The following is a 16,240-nucleotide window of genomic DNA, read 5'->3' as shown; positions in this document are numbered from 1 at the left end:
GCACGCCGCGATCCACACCGAAACCGATCCATCAAGCGAGTCGAACGATGACCGTTGCAGCTCTGGCGCTCGAAAACATCACTTGCACTTTCGCCGCGCGCGAGAACCGCGCGCAGCGCTATACAGCGGTCAAGGACACCACGTTGCGGATCGCGCCGGGCGAGTTCGTCTCCGTGGTCGGGCCGACCGGTTGCGGCAAGTCCACCTTGCTGAACGTCGGCGCGGGCCTGCTCGCCCCGTCGGCGGGCACGGTCAGCGTGTTTGGCGAGCCGCTCGCGGGCATCAACCGGCGCGCGGGCTATATGTTCCAGGCGGACGCGCTCATGCCCTGGCGCTCCGCCATCGACAACGTGACGGCCGGCCTTGCGTTTCACGGCATGCCCCAGCAGCAGGCGCGCACGAAGGGCGAGGAGTGGCTCAAGCGCGTGGGCCTCGGCGGTTTCGGCGACCGCTATCCGCATCAGTTGTCGGGCGGCATGCGCAAGCGCGTTGCGATGGCGCAGACGCTGATCCTGGACCCGGACATCATCCTGATGGATGAACCGTTTTCCGCGCTCGACATCCAGACGCGCCAGCTGATGGAAAACGAGCTACTCGACCTGTGGGCCGCAAAGCGCAAGGCGGTGCTCTTCATCACTCACGATCTGGACGAGGCGATTGCCATGTCCGACCGCGTCGTGGTGCTGTCGGCGGGGCCGGGCACGCATCCCATCGGTGAATTCACGATCGATCTGCCGCGCCCGCGCGACGTCGCCGAAATCCGCTCGCATCCGCGCTTTGTCGAGCTGCACGCGCAGATCTGGAGCGTGCTGCGCGACGAGGTGCTAAAGGGCTACCAGCAGCAGTTGACAGCCGTGTGACGGTGCGCGGATGCAGCGCGTTTCAGGTCCATCCATCGTGTAAGGCAAACCGAGGCAAATCGAGTCATGTGGAAGACGTTGCGCCCGAACCGGGCGAATCTGGTGATCTGGCAATGGTTGCTGCTGGTGCTGTGCTTCGTGCTCTGGTACGTGCTGACGAGTCCGACGCTCTTGCCTGCGTTCTATTTCGACGATCCGAACAAGGCGGCTTTCTTCTTCGGCGAACCACAGAAGGTTTTGCTGCGCATCTGGGAATGGTTCACGAGCGGCGAGATTTATCTGCACCTGTGGATCACGCTGCTGGAGACCGTGCTCGCATTTGCGTTCGGCACCGCAATAGGACTCGGCGTGGGCTTGTGGCTTGCGCTGTCGCCGCTTGCTAGCGCGCTGTTCGATCCGTACATCAAGGCCGCGAACTCAATGCCGCGCGTGATTCTCGCACCGATCTTCGGCGTGTGGTTCGGCCTCGGCATCTGGTCCAAGGTCGCGCTGGGCGTGACGCTGGTGTTCTTCATCGTGTTCTTCAACGTCTACCAGGGCGTGAAGGAAGTGAGCCCGGTCGTGCTTGCGAATGCGCGCATGCTCGGCGCGAACGGCAAGCAACTGCTGCGCCACGTCTATCTGCCGAGCGCGATGAGCTGGGTGTTCTCGAGCTTGCACACGTCGGTGGGTCTTGCGTTCGTGGGCTCGGTGGTCGGGGAGTATCTCGGCTCTGCGCGCGGCGTCGGCTATCTGATTCTGCAGGCGGAGGGCACCTTCGATATCAATACCGTGTTCGCCGGTATTCTGGTGCTGACCGCATTCGCGCTGATTCTCGACGCGCTTGTCGGGATGGGCGAGCGGCACCTGATGAAGTGGCAGCCGAAGACCAGCGACACCGAAAAACTGTAGCCGCCGCGAGCGCCTGGAGCGCCTATGAAGCAGCGTGTGGTTTGCGCGAGCCACACGCTGTCTTCGCTTGAAGCAGGGCGCGCATTGAAGGCTCGCCGTCCCGCAGCCCGCCGCGGCCGCACTTCAGGCTACGGCGTGATCACCACCTTGCCGATCACGCGCCGCTCGGCCATGTCGCGCAGCGCGCGCGGCGTTTCGTCGAGCGGATAGCGCGCGGACACATACGGCTTGAGCTTGCCTTCGCCGATCCAGCCGACCATCTGCGCGAACGCCGCGTAATTGCGCTCTGGCTCGCGCCGCGCAAAGTCTCCCCAGAACACGCCGACCACGCTTGCGCCTTTGAGCAGTGTCAGGTTAAGCGGCAGCTTCGGAATTTCGCCGTTGGCAAAACCGACCACCAGATAGCGCCCGCGCCAGCCGATGCTGCGAAACGCCGGCTCCGAGTAGACGCCGCCAACCGGATCATAGATCACGTCCGGGCCCTGGCCGTCGGTGAGCGCCTTGATGCGCTCGCGCAGATCTTCGCTGCTGTAGTTGATGGTCGCGTCGGCGCCATGCTCGACGCACACGGCGAGCTTTTCATCGCTCGACGCGGCCGCGATCACGCGCGCGCCGAGCGCCTTGCCGATTTCCACCGCCGCGAGACCGACGCCGCCCGCCGCGCCCAGTACGAGCATCGTCTCGCCGGGTTGCAGCGCGCCGCGATCAACCACGGCGTGATGCGCCGTGCCGTACGCGAGCGTGAACGCCGCCGCCAGTTCGAGGTCGACGCCGTCCGCGAGCGGCACGCACGCCGACTCGCCCGCGAGCGCCTGCTGCGCGAAACCGCCGGAACCCGTGAACGCGACCACGCGCGAACCGGGCGCAAACTGCGTGACCCCCGCGCCGACCTCCCGCACGATGCCGGCGACCTCGGAGCCGGGCGTGAAGGGTAGCGGCGGTTTGAACTGGTATTTATTCTCGATGATCAGCACGTCGGGAAAGTTGACAGAGGCGGCCTTCACGTCGATCACGACGTGCCCCGGCGGCGGCGCGAGATCGGGCAGATCTTCGACGGTGAGGCTCTCAGGCGGTCCGTATTGATTGCAGCGAATCGCGCGCATCGTGTCTCCATTCACTGAGGGTTCGCAATGGCTTCGAGTGTAAAGCATGCGCACGACCACACGCCGCGCGGCTTCGGCGCACGCGCTTGCCACACGCGGCGCGCCGCGCTTGCCGTGTCGTTCGCGCGCCTTGTTTCCTCGGTTACAATCGCCGGATGCGAATCCTACTCAGCAACGACGACGGTTATCTGGCGCCCGGCCTTGCCGCGCTTTACGAAGCGCTCAAGCCGCTCGCCGACGTGACCGTGATGGCGCCCGAACAGAATTGCAGCGGCGCGTCCAATTCCCTGACGCTGTCGCGGCCGCTGTCGGTCCTGCGCTCGGCAAGCGGCTTTTACTACGTGAACGGCACGCCGACCGACTCGGTCCACATCGCGCTTACGGGCATGCTCGACCACACGCCCGACCTCGTCGTCTCGGGTATCAACAACGGCCAGAACATGGGCGAGGACACGCTCTATTCGGGCACCGTCGCGGCGGCTACCGAAGGCATCATGTTCGGCGTTCCGGCTATCGCGTTTTCGCTCGTCGACAAGGACTGGGTTCATCTCGAAGACGCGGTGCGCGTTGCCGCGGAGATCGTCGCGCATTACCTCGCGCATCCGCTGCCGGGGCATCCGCTTCTGAACGTCAATATCCCGAACCTGCCATACGAGCAGTTGCGCGGCTGGCGCGTCACGCGTCTTGGTAAGCGGCATCCGTCGCAGCCGGTGATCCGCCAGACCAATCCGCGCGGCGAGCCGATCTACTGGATCGGCCCCTCGGGCAGCGCGCGCGATGCGAGCGAAGGCACCGATTTCCACGCAGTCGCGAACGGCCACGTGTCCATCACGCCGCTGCAACTCGATCTGACCCACACGCAGATGCTGCCGGCAGCACACGACTGGGCCCGCGCGGGCAGCGGCGCTTCATGACGAACGAGCGCGCGAAGCGCTTCCCGCTGGGTCTCGAGGACCTGGTGCGCGAGCCGCGCCGGCCCGAAGGCCGTCCCGGAGAAGTGCGCGCGGCGGCGCTTGCCGCGAGTGCCGCGCTCAATGCGCGGCAGCAGCCGGCAAAGAACCCGCAAGCAGGTGCGGCAGGCAAGGCGCAGCCGAAGCAGGGCAAAGCGCTCGGGCCCGTCGCAGCCAAGGCAGCAGTATTGACGCCGCCCAGGCCGCTCGCCGCTCCCGCGCCCGTGGCAAAAACACCGGCTCGGCCGGTCCAGCAGAAGGCCAACGTGGCGCGCCCTATGCCGGCGACTGCCGCGGCAGCGTCGCCCGCGCGAACGGCCGGCAAGCCGGCCACGCCGGCTTCTTTGCCGGCGAAGTCCGCGCCCGCTCGTCCGAATGAGCGCGGCAGTGCGCCGAACGTCGCATTGAACGGCGCAATGGCATTGACCTCGGAACGGGTTCGCGAGCGCATGGTCGAACGCCTGCGTGCGAACGGCGTGACCGATCAGCGCGTGTTGAGCGCGATGTCCGTGGTGCCGCGTCATATGTTCGTCGACCCTGGGCTCGCGGTTCAGGCCTATGAGGATGCCGCGCTGCCGATCGGACATCACCAGACGATCTCGAAGCCGTCGGTGGTCGCGCGCATGATCGAGCTCGCCGCGGCCGGCCGTGCGCTGAACAACGTGCTCGAAATCGGTACGGGTTGCGGTTATCAGGCGGCGGTGCTGAGCCAGGTCGCGCGCGAGGTGTATTCGATCGAGCGCATCAAGCCGTTGTCCGAGCGCGCGAAGACAAACTTGCGTCCGCTGCGAATTCCGAACATCCGGCTGCACTACGGCGACGGACGTCTGGGGCTGCCTTCGGCGGCGCCTTTCGACGCAATCCTGATCGCGGCGGCGGGTCTCGACGTACCGCAGGCGTTACTTGAACAACTCGCGATCGGCGGCCGTCTGATCGCGCCGGTCGGCTCGCAGGAAGGGCAAAGCCAGGTGCTGACGCTCGTCGAGCGTCTCGGGCCGGCGCAGTGGCGCGAGTCGCAGCTTGATCGCGTTTTCTTTGTACCCTTAAAATCCGGAGTGATTTGACACCGATGAGTATGTTGCGCGCGATGCAAAGAACCACCCTGAATGTCCCCTTGTCCGTCACCCAGCGTAGCGTGTGCGTGCTCGCCTTGTCCCTGTTGATGACAGCTTGTGCATCCCGGCTCGACCAGGCGCCGGTTGTCGACCGCTCCGGCGGCAACGTGCTCAGCACGCAAGCCGCGCAGCAACCGGCGGTGCCGCTCGGCCCGCCGCCGCCTGGCTACTATCGCGTGAAGCCGGGCGACACGCTGTATCGGATCGCGCTGGAGAACGGCCAGAACTACCGCGACATTTCCGCGTGGAACAATCTCACCAACCCGAATCAGATCGAGGTCGATCAATTGCTGCGCGTGGTGCCCCCGGGCGCTAACACCGCCGCGTTGACGCCTGGGGTGGCGACCGCGCCGATCGGCAGCAATGGCGCAGTGCAATCGGCGCCGCTCAACGGCAGCGCGCCGGCAACGGGTGCCGCAGCCGGCGTCGCGGCGCCCCCGATCTACGGCTCGAGCACGAACAGCGCCGCACTCACGCCGCCGTCGGCTGCTGCTGGCGCGAGCGATTCGAATGCCGGCGCATCTGGCAATACGAACTTCTCCTGGCCCGTGCGCGGACCGCTGCTCGGCACGTTTAACGATTCGACAAACAAAGGCGTGAATATTGGCGGTTCGGCGGGCGAGGCAGTCAAGGCTTCGGCAGACGGCCGCGTGGTTTATGCCGGAAATGGGCTGCGTGGCTACGGCAATCTCATTATCATCAAGCATGACGCAACTTATCTCACCGCGTATGCACACAACCGCGCTTTGATGGTAAAAGAGGGGGACGCGGTGACGAAGGGGCAGAAAATCGCCGAGATGGGCAACAGCGATTCAGACCGCGTCATGTTGCATTTCGAAGTTCGCCGGCAGGGTAAACCTGTCGACCCACTGAAGTATTTGCCGCCGCAATAAGCGATACGACCATGCCGAAATCGAAGCGCCGCCTGCCGCAAGCCGAATCTGAAACGATCAGCGATGCCACGTCCGCTTCGATGGACGACAGCGGCGCGTCGGAAGCGGAAGAAGAGCTCGCAGAGGAGCGCGAGCTCGACGACCGTCAGGGCGCGGAAGAAAGCGGCGAGGGCGGCGAAGCCCGCGAGGGTGCAAGCGAGGCGGTCCCCGACGCAGACGACTTCCGCGCGCTCCTGCAAGCCGAGCTGACGGCCGACACCATCCAGCACTATCTGAATCGCATCAGCGTAAAGCCGCTTCTCACTGTGGAGGAAGAGCAGAAATACTCGCGTCTCGCGAAGGCGGGCGAGTTCGAAGCGCGGCAGGTCATGATCGAGCGCAACCTGCGGCTTGTCGTCAGCATCGCTAAGGGTTATTTGAATCGCGGCGTGCCGCTTCTCGATCTGATAGAAGAGGGCAACCTCGGCTTGATGCATGCCATCGAGAAGTTCGATCCCACGCGCGGCTTCCGGTTTTCTACCTACGCGACCTGGTGGATTCGACAGAGCATCGAGCGCGCGATCATGAACCAGGCGCGCACCGTGCGGCTGCCGGTGCACGTGATTCGCGAGCTCAACCAGGTGCTGCGGGCCAAGCGCCATCTGGAAAAAAATTCGATGAATTCGGGCGATGCCGCCGAGCGGCGCGACGCCAGCATCGACGATATTGCTTATCTGACCGGCAAGACCGCCGACGAAGTCACGGACATTCTTGCGCTGAACGAGCACACGGCGTCGCTGGATGCGCCGCTCGATCTCGATCCTGCCAGCAGTCTGCTCGACCTGTTGTCGGACGACCAGAGCCAGTCGCCGGACGCGGAGGTTCAGCATCGCGAGCTCGAAACGCTCACGCGTGCGTGGCTTGCGCGCCTGTCCGACAAGCATCGCCACGTGATCGAACGGCGCTTCGGTCTGAACCACATCGAACCGGCCACGCTCGAAGAGCTGGCCGACGAAATGGGCCTCACGCGCGAGCGTGTGCGCCAGATCCAACAGGAAGCGCTCGTGAGGTTAAAGCGCTTCTTCGCCTCCAACGGCGTTCGCAAAGACGCCGTTCTCTGACTTGATGACACCTATTCTGGTTTTCGACATCGAGACGATTCCCGATGTCGCCGGCATCCGCCGTCTCGAAGATTTGCCCGCCACGATGAGCGACGCCGAAGTCGCCGAGCACGCGTTCGCCGCGCGTCGCGAGAAAACAGGCAGCGATTTTCTGCCGCATCACCTGCAACGTATCGCCGCGATTTCCTGCGTGTTCCGCGACAACAACGGTTTTCGCGTGCGCTCGCTCGGCACCCCCGAAGACGGCGAAGCGGCGCTCGTCCAGTCGTTCTATCGCGTGATCGAGAAGTACACGCCGCAACTGGTTTCATGGAACGGCGGCGGCTTCGACCTGCCGGTGCTGAACTACCGCGCGCTCGTCAACCGCATTCCCGCGTACCGGTTCTGGGATCTCGGCGAGGACGACCGCGAGTTCAAGTGGAACAACTACATCAGCCGCTACCACGCGCGTCACACCGACCTGATGGACGTGCTCGCCATGTACCAGGCGCGCGCCAACGCGCCGCTCGACGCGCTCGCGAAAATGTGCGGCTTTCCCGGCAAGATGGGCATGGACGGCAGCCAGGTCTGGCATGCGTTCCAGGAAGGGCGTATCGAAGAAATCCGCAACTACTGCGAGACGGACGTCGTCAATACGTATCTGCTCTATTGCCGCTTCCAGTTGATTCGCGGCGGCTTTTCCGCCGCGGAGTATGCTGACGAGATCAACCTCGTGAAGAACGCTCTGGCGCTGGAAACGGCGCCGCAGTGGGCAGAATATCTGGCGGCGTTCGACCAGTAGCAGTGCGCCCGTGCGGACGGGCGCGAGGCGTCACGCACGTCGGCTTCGTCTACAATCTCGCCTTTCCCCAAGTTTGTCAGGAAGTAGCAGGTGTCCCGAACTGCCCCCCACCGTCGCTCGCCGAAGCGCCCGTCCAGGTACCACAAGGCGCCCGCCGCGGCTGCTCCGCTCGTGCCGACCGGCAATGAGCCGGTCGTCGAAATCGTTTCGCTCGACATGGAAGCGCGCGGCGTTGGCCGCGTCGAGACCGAGGACGGCACGCCCGGCAAGGTGATCTTTGTCGAAGGCGCGCTGCCCGGCGAGCGCGTGAGCTACTCGACGCATCGCAGCAAGCCGAAGTTCGAGCAGGCCGAAGTCGTTCAGGTGTTCCGCGAAAGCGTGATCCGCACCAAGCCGAAATGCGCTTACTTTGCCATTTGCGGCGGCTGCTCGATGCAGCATCTGGACATTCGCGCGCAGGTAGCGGTGAAGCAGCGCGTGCTCGAAGACAACCTTCTGCATCTTGCGAAGCTGCGCCCGGAAACCGTGTTCCGGCCGATTCACGGACCGGCATGGGGCTACCGCTATCGCGCGCGTCTCGCGGTGCGCTTTCTGCCGGAGAAAGGCGGCATGCGCATCGGCTTTCATGAGAAAAAGAGCAGCTATATCGCAGACATGAAAACCTGCGAGGTGCTGCCGCCGCATGTGTCGGCCATGCTGATGCCGCTGCGCTTCATGGTGCGCAAGCTGTCCATTTACGACCGCATGCCGCAGTTGGAACTCGCGGTCGGCTCGTCGGTTACCGCGCTCGTGGTGCGCAACCTCGAGCCGTTGACCGAGGCAGACGAGCAGGTGCTGCGCGAGTTCGCCGACGAGCACAAGGTGCAGTTCTGGATTCAGCCCGGCGGCCCGGACACGGTCACGCCGCTGTATCCGCTCGACGTGCAGCTCGACTACACGCTGCCCGAATTCGACATTCGCATGCCGTTCAAGCCGACCGACTTCACGCAGGTCAACCACGCAATCAACCGCGTGCTGGTGGGCCGCGCGCTGCGCTTGCTCGCGCCCGCGCGCACGGACCGCGTGCTCGATCTGTTCTGCGGGATCGGCAATTTCACGCTGCCGCTCGCGCGTATCGCGAAAGAGGTGGTGGGCATCGAGGGCAGCGAAGTGCTGACCACGCGCGCTCTCGCGAACGCAGAGCTGAACGGCGTGGCGGGGCATACGTCGTTTGCCTGCCGCAATCTGTTCGAAGTCACTGCCGACGACCTGCGCGCGCTCGGCCATTTCGACAAGTTCCTGATCGATCCGCCACGCGAAGGCGCACTGGCCGTCGCCAAGGCGCTGGCCGAGATCGCGCAGAGCGGCACCGGGCCGCTGCCCGCGCGCATTGTCTACGTGTCGTGTAATCCGTCGACGCTTGCCCGCGACTCGGGCCTGCTCGTGCACGAGGCGGGCTACCGGCTGGTGGGTGCGGGCGTCGTCAACATGTTCCCGCACACTTCGCATGTGGAGTCGATTGCGCTATTCGAGCGCGACTGATTCCGCGCACCACGCGCACGCGCTTTGGGCTCGTGCATAAAGCAAAAACGCCACGACTGCGAAGTCGTGGCGTTTTGTCGTGAAGCAATCTTGAGCCGGTTTCAGACCGGCGCGCGGCTTAAGCGGCCTAAGCGGCCTAAGCGGCCTAAGCGGCCTAAGCGGCCTAAGCGGCTTAGAACTGCCACCACGACTTTTCCTTGCCCGGCCTCGGCCGACCCGTGACATAAGGGCTGTCCGGGAAGGTACCGGCGAGCACGCGCTTCGTGTCGTCGGCGAGTTGCGGCTGGTTCAGCTTTTCGTACGACAGCATCATGATGTGCAGCGCGTCTTCGATAGCCGGCGCGTTCTTGTATTCCTTCAACGCGAGCTGCGCGCGGTTGATGGCGGCGACATAGGCGCCGCGGCGGTAGTAGTAGTCAGCCGCGTGCACTTCGTGCGAGGCAAGCGCGTTCACGATGTAGCGCATGCGTTGCGCGGCGTCCGGCGCGTATTTGCTGTTCGGGTACCGGTCCACCACCACCTTGAAGGCGTCGTACGACTCGCGCAGCGACTTGGGATCGCGCTCGCTCATGTCCTGACCGGAAAAGCGGCCGAACAGACCGAGGTCGTCGTTGAAGTGGATCATGCCCTTCAGGTAGTACGCGTAGGCAATGTCCGGATGATCCGGGTGCAGCTGGATGAAGCGGTCGATAGCCTGGTCTGCGGCCGCGGTTTCATTGTCTTTCCAGTTGCAGTACGCAACGTTGATCTGCGCCTGCTGTGCGAAGTGGCCGAACGGGTCGCGGCCTTCGAGCATTTCGAAGTATTTCGCGCACTTGCCGTAGTCGCCGCCGTTCAGGGCGTCGTTCGCCTCCGTATATAATTTGTTGTTGTTCCACGTTGCCGTTTCGTCGGTCTTCTCCGGCAGGCCGTGGCAAGCCGCAACAACCGCGACGGCTGCGGCACACGCAATGTATCCGGCCACTTTCCGGGCCGCGCTCTTCATGGCCTTCAAATTGATCGCCGCTTTAGTGATGGTGTTCAAGGCTCGCATTTTCCAGTCTAGCTTTACGTCCAGGTGACCCAGACTCAATGACCCGCTCAAATACTCCAGGCGCTGCAACCGGTGCCCGGAATAGCAACGAAGATTATAACGTAAGCGCCGACCCCGCCGACGCGTTGGGGCCCGATTCGCTAGACGACGACCTGGGCGCCGAGGCGCTTCGCAAGGCCGCGCTGGCGAGCGCCGTGCCGAGCGTCGCGAACCGCGTCACCGACGAAACGCCGCGCACCGTCGTCGTGCCCGACGAGCTGGCGGGCGAGCGTCTGGACAAGGTGCTCGCGCGCGTGTTTCCCGAATTCTCGCGCAACCGTCTGCAAAGCTGGATCGAGGCGGAGCGCGTGCGCATCGACGGCAAGCCCGCAAAGATTCGCCAGCCGGTGCCGCTTGGTGCGAGCATCGAACTCGTGCCGGATCTGCTGCCCGAGCAGCTCGCGTTCACGCCCGAGCCGGTGCCGCTCGAGATCGTGTTCGAGGACGACACGCTCGTCGTCATCAACAAGCCGGCCGGCATGGTCGTGCACCCGGCGGCCGGCAATTGGAGCGGCACGGTGCTGAACGGTCTGCTGTACCGCTACGGCGACGCGGCGGCCGGTCTGCCGCGCGCGGGCATCGTGCATCGGCTCGACAAGGAAACCTCAGGTCTGATGGTGGTCGCGCGCACGCTCGAGGCGCAGACCGACCTCGTGCGGCAACTGCAGGCGCGCACGGTGAAGCGCCGCTACCTCGCGCTCGTGTGGGGCAACATGCCCGAAGAAGGCACGATCGACGCGCCGATCGGCCGCGATCCGCGTGAGCGCACGCGCATGGCAGTGGTTACGGGCGCCTCGGGCAAACCGGCGCGCACGCATTTCCGGCGCGTGGACACGGCGATCTGGCAACGGCAGCCGGTGACCGCCATTCACTGCGATCTCGAAACCGGCCGCACGCATCAGATTCGCGTGCACTGCGCGCATATCGGCCATCCGCTGCTCGGCGATCCCGTATATGGGCGCGCGCGCGGCAAGCGCTCGGTCACGCCGCTGCCAGGCGAGTTCGCGCGCCAGGCGCTGCATGCGTGGCGCCTCGGCCTGATTCATCCGAAAACCGGCCGCAGCATGCAATGGCGCGCGGACGTGCCCGAAGACATGGCGGCGCTGTCGGCGGCGCTCGGCCTTGGTCGCGACGATGCAGGCGAATTCGACGACACGTACTATGAGGACGACGGCTACGAAGCAGCGTCCGGCGACGAGCCGATGGAGCTCGACCAAGACGACCAATACGACGAATACGACGAAGCCGAAGCCGACTCCCACCGCACGCAAGACGAGGATGACCGCGCATGATGACAAGCCTGCCCGAACTGAGTTTTGCCGACGTCGTGCAACCCGCATGGAACGTTGCGCCGCGCGTGCGCGCGCTCGTCACGACGCGCCGCGGCGGCGTGAGCGGGCCGCCGTTCGGCCGCTGGCAAGATGGAGCAGACCAGCCCGGCGGCCTCAATCTGGGCATGAAGTCCGGTGACGACCCAGCCGCCGTCGCGGCTAATCGGGCACGCCTGCTTGCGCTCGCCGGGGTGAGCGAGGCGGCCTGGCTTGCGCAGGTGCACGGCGCGCAGATTCTTCGGGCCGAGGACGCGCTGCGCGCAGCGCAGACAAACGGTACGCCGCCGGAAGCGGATGCAAGCGTGACCGACCGCGCGGGCATAGCCTGCGTGGTGATGGTGGCGGACTGCATGCCGGTGCTTTTGTGCGACGAGGCGGGGCGCGCGGTGGGTGCCGCGCACGCCGGATGGCGCGGCCTTGCGGCAGGCATCGTCGAGCAGACGGCCAGTCGTGTCGCCGCATTGGCCGGCGTGGAGCCGAGTGCGCTGCATGCGTATCTCGGGCCGTGCATCGGCCCTGAGTCGTTCGAAGTGGGGCCGGACGTACGCGACGCTTTCATGAACGCCGCCCAGGCCGACGAACGCGACGCGACCGCAGCCGCGTTCGCCGCGCATCCGCGCAACGCCGGAAAATATCTGGCGGACCTTCCCACGCTGGCGCGCCTGCGCTTGCAGCGGCTCGGCGTCACGCGCGTCGTGGGTGGCGACATGTGCACGGTCAACGAGCGCGAGCGCTTCTACTCGTACCGCCGCGACCGCGAGACAGGGCGCATGGCCGCGCTGATCTGGCTGGATGACCAAGCGCAGACGCTCGGCGATTGACAACAGGACCATGGCGCGGCAGTGCCCGCAGGGTCGCTGCGTGCATCGCAGATCGGTAAGTTGGTTGTGCACCCGGCCGCGCGTTTTTGCTGCACTGCCGGAAGGCGTCGCGAGGGCGCCGCGCCCGGCCAGTTGCCGATGTGCCGCATGACTCGTTCATGTGAATCAAGCGTGGCGATACAGCGTTTTTTCAGTATCCGCCATTCAATTGACATATGTCCGAAAAGGCCTGTGCGTCCTACAGGGAAAACGATAATTAAAAAACTATCGCACTGCGGCAAAATCGGGAACGAGCATTGACATGCCTTGCGATGGGGAGCAAGAATGTTCCCCACAGCTCCTCGTACATGGGACAGGGCGTGACGAGGTCGCGAGCGATCGCCCACGTGCGCAAGAACCTGCCTCTCAACCGTCCGCAAGGACTCACCGGTCAAAAGCAGGTATGGCAGCTTCTCATTCCTCAGCTTCCCCCAGCACCGACTCCTCGAAGGAGCAAACGCAGCAGGCCGACACCAGCGGCGCGACACCGGCCGCGGGCATGCAACAATTTTTCGACGCATGGTTAAACGCATGGCGTTCGTTCGGTACAGCGGCTGGCGCTCAAGGCGTGCCGTTTGCCATGCCGCAGGTTCCTTCCATGCCGGGCGCCGCTGCGTGGGCTCTGCCGTCCATATCGTCGTTTCCTGGCATGCCTGACTTCAGCAAACTCGTGGCCGGCGCAATGCCCGGCATGCAGTCTCTCGCCGGTTTCAATCTGCCGGCCGCGGCAATTCCACCTGAGCGTCTGCAGAAACTGCAAGCCGATTACACGCGTGAAGCGATGGTGCTGCTGCAGCAGGCGAGCGGCGGCGCGGCGCCCAAGGCGCCCGAACTCAAGGACCGCCGCTTCAGCTCGGACGCATGGAGCGCCACGCCGGCCTTTGCGTTCACCGCCGCCTGGTATCTGCTGAATGCGCGCTATCTGCAGGAAATGGTCGATGCGCTCGAAGCCGAGCCGAAGGTGCGCGAGCGCATCCGCTTCGCGGTTCAGCAATGGACGGCTGCTGCATCGCCGAGCAATTTCCTCGCGTTGAATCCGGAAGCGCAAAAGACCTTGCTCGAAAGCCAGGGCGAGAGCTTGCGCCAGGGCGTGATGAATCTGCTCGCCGACATGCAGCGCGGCAAGATTTCGCAAACTGATGAATCGCGCTTCGTGGTCGGCGAAAACCTCGCGACCACCGAAGGCTCGGTCGTGTTCGAAAACGACCTGATCCAGTTGATCCAGTACAAGCCGCGCACGGCGACCGTGCGCGAGCGGCCGCTTCTCATCGTGCCGCCTTGCATCAACAAGTACTACATTCTCGATCTGCAGCCGGAGAATTCGCTCGTCGCCCATGCACTCGATTCTGGGCACCAGGTGTTCCTCATTTCGTGGCGCAATGCGGACGCGTCCATCGCGCATAAAACCTGGGACGACTACGTGAGCGAAGGCGTGCTCACGGCCATGCAAACGGTCAGCAGCATCAGCGGCCGCGAGCAGATCAATACGCTCGGTTTCTGCGTCGGCGGCACGCTGCTCGCCACGGCGCTCGCGGTGGCGGCGGCGCGCGGCGAACATCCGGCCGCGTCCATGACCCTGCTCACCGCAATGCTCGATTTCGCGGACACCGGCGTGCTCGACATTTTCGTCGACGAGGCGCACGTGCAAATGCGCGAGCAGACCATCGGCGGCAAGAACGGCGCGCCGCCGGGACTCATGCGCGGCATCGAGTTCGCGAACACGTTTTCGTTCCTGCGACCGAACGACCTGGTGTGGAACTATGTCGTCGACAATTATCTGAAGGGACGCACGCCGGTGCCGTTCGACCTGCTGTACTGGAACAGCGACTCCACCAGCCTGCCGGGTCCCATGTACGTCTGGTATCTGCGCAACACGTACCTCGAGAACCGTCTGCGCGAGCCGGGCGCGGTGACCACCTGCGGCGAGCCAGTGGACCTGTCGAAGATCGACGTGCCCACCTTCATCTACGGTTCGCGCGAAGATCACATCGTGCCGTGGCAATCGGCCTATGCGTCGGCGCCGCTGCTCACCGGGCCGTTGAAGTTCGTGCTCGGCGCGTCGGGTCATATCGCCGGCGTGATCAATCCGCCCGCGAAAAAGAAGCGCAGTTACTGGACGCTCGAGAGCGACGCGACGACCTTGCCCGAGGACCCGGACGAATGGCTCGGCGCCGCGAAAGAGGTACCCGGAAGCTGGTGGCCCGAGTGGACCGCCTGGCTCGACCAGTACGGCGGCAAGAAGATCAAGCCGCGCGCCGCGGCGGGTTCGCAGGACTTCCCGGTCATCGAGCCGGCGCCGGGGCGCTACGTGCGGCAGCGGGAGTAGGGCGTTCGCGCGGACCGGACGCAACGAAGCAAGCTGGCTCTTTCACCATTCACGAGCAACGAGATTTTTAACTTGACGGGCCGCGGTCGCATTGACCGGCAAGCCCGGAGGATATGGAAATGACTGATGTTGTGATCGTATCGGCCGCTCGTACGGCAGTGGGCAAATTCGGCGGTTCGCTGGCGAAGATCGCCGCACCGGAACTCGGCGCCACCGTGATTCGCGCGGTACTGGAGCGTGCGGGCCTGAAGCCCGAGCAGGTAAGCGAAGTGATCCTCGGCCAGGTGCTGACGGCGGGCTCGGGGCAGAACCCGGCGCGCCAGTCGCTGATCAAGGCGGGCCTGCCTACGGCGGTGCCCGGCATGACAATCAACAAGGTTTGCGGTTCGGGCCTCAAAGCGGTGATGCTCGCAGCGAACGCGATCATTGCGGGCGACGCGGACATTGTGATCGCCGGCGGCCAGGAAAACATGAGTGCCGCACCGCACGTGCTGCCGGGCTCGCGCGACGGCTTCCGCATGGGCGACGCAAAGCTCGTGGACTCGATGATCGTCGACGGCCTGTGGGACGTGTACAACCAGTATCACATGGGCGTGACGGCAGAAAACGTCGCGAAGGAATTCGACATTACGCGCGAGCAGCAGGACGCGTTCGCGGCGCTGTCGCAGAACAAGGCCGAAGCCGCGCAGAAGTCGGGCCGTTTCGACGACGAAATCGTGCCGATCGAGATTCCGCAACGCAAGGGCGAGCCGCTGCGTTTCGCGACCGACGAGTTCGTGCGTCACGGTGTCACTGCCGAGTCGCTGGCGGGCCTCAAGCCAGCTTTCTCGAAGGAAGGCACGGTCACTGCGGCCAATGCGTCGGGCCTGAACGACGGCGCGGCGGCGGTGCTCGTCATGTCTGCGAAGAAGGCGGAAGCGCTCGGTCTCACGCCGCTTGCCCGCATCAAGGCCTACGCGAACGCGGGCGTCGATCCGAAGGTCATGGGCATGGGCCCCGTGCCCGCGTCCAAACGCTGCCTCGAGCGCGCGGGCTGGAGCGTGAACGACCTCGACCTGATGGAAATCAACGAAGCGTTCGCCGCCCAGGCGCTCGCCGTGCACAAGCAGATGGGCTGGGACACGTCGAAGATCAACGTGAACGGCGGCGCGATTGCCATCGGCCATCCGATCGGCGCATCCGGCTGCCGGATTCTGGTTACGCTGCTGCATGAAATGCAGAAGCGCGATGCGAAGAAGGGTCTGGCTTCGCTGTGCATCGGCGGCGGCATGGGCGTGGCGCTGGCGGTCGAGCGCGTTTGACGACGAAGTGCGCCCCGGCAGCGCTTGCGGGCGCCCCGCAAGGCGGCGCGGCGCAGGCGCCAGGTCGAGGGCGTGCGGTTCGCCGTTGACAGCGGCGGCCTCGCCGGCCGGTCGCCCGGCGGCATGGTGGACAAGC

General features: G+C 64.9%; 14 protein-coding genes. 12 read left to right on the top strand and 2 right to left on the bottom strand.

Translation table 11 applies throughout. The annotated features are described in order from the left end of the window. Window positions 1–47 precede the first annotated feature (47 nt). Complete coding sequence (locus JNB89_RS09975; RefSeq protein ID WP_013339124.1) at window positions 48–860, top strand: ABC transporter ATP-binding protein; 813 nt, start codon at window positions 48–50, stop codon at window positions 858–860. Window positions 861–926: 66 nt separating this feature from the next. After that, window positions 927–1,751, top strand: coding sequence for an ABC transporter permease (locus tag JNB89_RS09970; RefSeq protein WP_013339125.1), 825 nt, complete (start codon window positions 927–929; stop codon window positions 1,749–1,751). 128 nt (window positions 1,752–1,879) lie between these two features. On the opposite strand, the gene JNB89_RS09965 is transcribed toward JNB89_RS09970, so the two are convergent. Then, window positions 1,880–2,854 carry an NADPH:quinone oxidoreductase family protein gene (locus JNB89_RS09965; RefSeq protein WP_135893568.1) on the bottom strand — a complete coding sequence of 325 codons (975 nt, stop codon included), beginning with the start codon at window positions 2,852–2,854 and terminating at the stop codon, window positions 1,880–1,882. A gap of 155 nt (window positions 2,855–3,009) precedes the next feature. Between JNB89_RS09965 and surE the strand changes: the two genes are divergently transcribed. The 6 genes from surE to rlmD all read left to right on the top strand — a co-directional run bounded on the left by surE (window position 3,010) and on the right by rlmD (window position 9,214). After that, window positions 3,010–3,768, top strand: coding sequence for a 5'/3'-nucleotidase SurE (gene surE, locus JNB89_RS09960; RefSeq protein WP_013339127.1), 759 nt, complete (start codon window positions 3,010–3,012; stop codon window positions 3,766–3,768). Next, entirely contained in the window at window positions 3,765–4,868 is a 1,104-nt protein-coding gene (locus JNB89_RS09955) for a protein-L-isoaspartate(D-aspartate) O-methyltransferase (RefSeq protein WP_135893569.1), read from the top strand. The genes surE and JNB89_RS09955 overlap by 4 nt, the downstream gene beginning before the upstream one ends. A gap of 5 nt (window positions 4,869–4,873) precedes the next feature. Beyond that, window positions 4,874–5,812: a peptidoglycan DD-metalloendopeptidase family protein gene (locus JNB89_RS09950; RefSeq protein WP_135893668.1), complete on the top strand. Its 939-nt coding sequence runs from the start codon at window positions 4,874–4,876 to the stop codon at window positions 5,810–5,812. 11 nt (window positions 5,813–5,823) lie between these two features. Continuing rightward, on the top strand, window positions 5,824–6,912 hold the full coding sequence (rpoS, locus tag JNB89_RS09945; RefSeq protein ID WP_013339130.1) for an RNA polymerase sigma factor RpoS: 1,089 nt from the start codon (window positions 5,824–5,826) through the stop codon (window positions 6,910–6,912). A 4-nt stretch (window positions 6,913–6,916) separates the two neighbouring features. Next, complete coding sequence (locus JNB89_RS09940) at window positions 6,917–7,693, top strand: 3'-5' exonuclease (RefSeq protein ID WP_135893669.1); 777 nt, start codon at window positions 6,917–6,919, stop codon at window positions 7,691–7,693. Window positions 7,694–7,783: 90 nt separating this feature from the next. Continuing rightward, entirely contained in the window at window positions 7,784–9,214 is a 1,431-nt protein-coding gene (gene rlmD, locus JNB89_RS09935; protein WP_218741482.1) for a 23S rRNA (uracil(1939)-C(5))-methyltransferase RlmD, read from the top strand. A gap of 172 nt (window positions 9,215–9,386) precedes the next feature. Here rlmD and JNB89_RS09930 read toward each other — a convergent pair whose 3' ends face one another. Beyond that, a complete protein-coding gene (locus JNB89_RS09930) occupies window positions 9,387–10,199 on the bottom strand; it encodes an outer membrane protein assembly factor BamD (protein WP_085955104.1) in 813 nt (270 codons plus the stop codon). A gap of 86 nt (window positions 10,200–10,285) precedes the next feature. Here JNB89_RS09930 and JNB89_RS09925 point away from each other — a divergent pair, with 86 nt between their 5' ends. The 4 genes from JNB89_RS09925 to JNB89_RS09910 all read left to right on the top strand — a co-directional run bounded on the left by JNB89_RS09925 (window position 10,286) and on the right by JNB89_RS09910 (window position 16,104). Further along, on the top strand, window positions 10,286–11,578 hold the full coding sequence (locus JNB89_RS09925) for an RluA family pseudouridine synthase (protein WP_220362071.1): 1,293 nt from the start codon (window positions 10,286–10,288) through the stop codon (window positions 11,576–11,578). Further along, entirely contained in the window at window positions 11,578–12,438 is an 861-nt protein-coding gene (gene pgeF, locus JNB89_RS09920) for a peptidoglycan editing factor PgeF (RefSeq protein ID WP_220362116.1), read from the top strand. The genes JNB89_RS09925 and pgeF overlap by 1 nt, the downstream gene beginning before the upstream one ends. Before the next feature lie 538 nt (window positions 12,439–12,976). Further along, complete coding sequence (gene phaC, locus JNB89_RS09915; protein WP_220362115.1) at window positions 12,977–14,803, top strand: class I poly(R)-hydroxyalkanoic acid synthase; 1,827 nt, start codon at window positions 12,977–12,979, stop codon at window positions 14,801–14,803. 119 nt (window positions 14,804–14,922) lie between these two features. After that, complete coding sequence (locus JNB89_RS09910; RefSeq protein WP_135893572.1) at window positions 14,923–16,104, top strand: acetyl-CoA C-acetyltransferase; 1,182 nt, start codon at window positions 14,923–14,925, stop codon at window positions 16,102–16,104. Window positions 16,105–16,240: the final 136 nt, after the last annotated feature.

This window comes from Paraburkholderia phenoliruptrix, from assembly GCF_019511605.1.
Taxonomy (GTDB): domain Bacteria; phylum Pseudomonadota; class Gammaproteobacteria; order Burkholderiales; family Burkholderiaceae; genus Paraburkholderia; species Paraburkholderia phenoliruptrix_A.
Note: the sequence above shows the minus strand (reverse complement) of the source record. Positions and strands in the feature narration are given on the sequence as shown.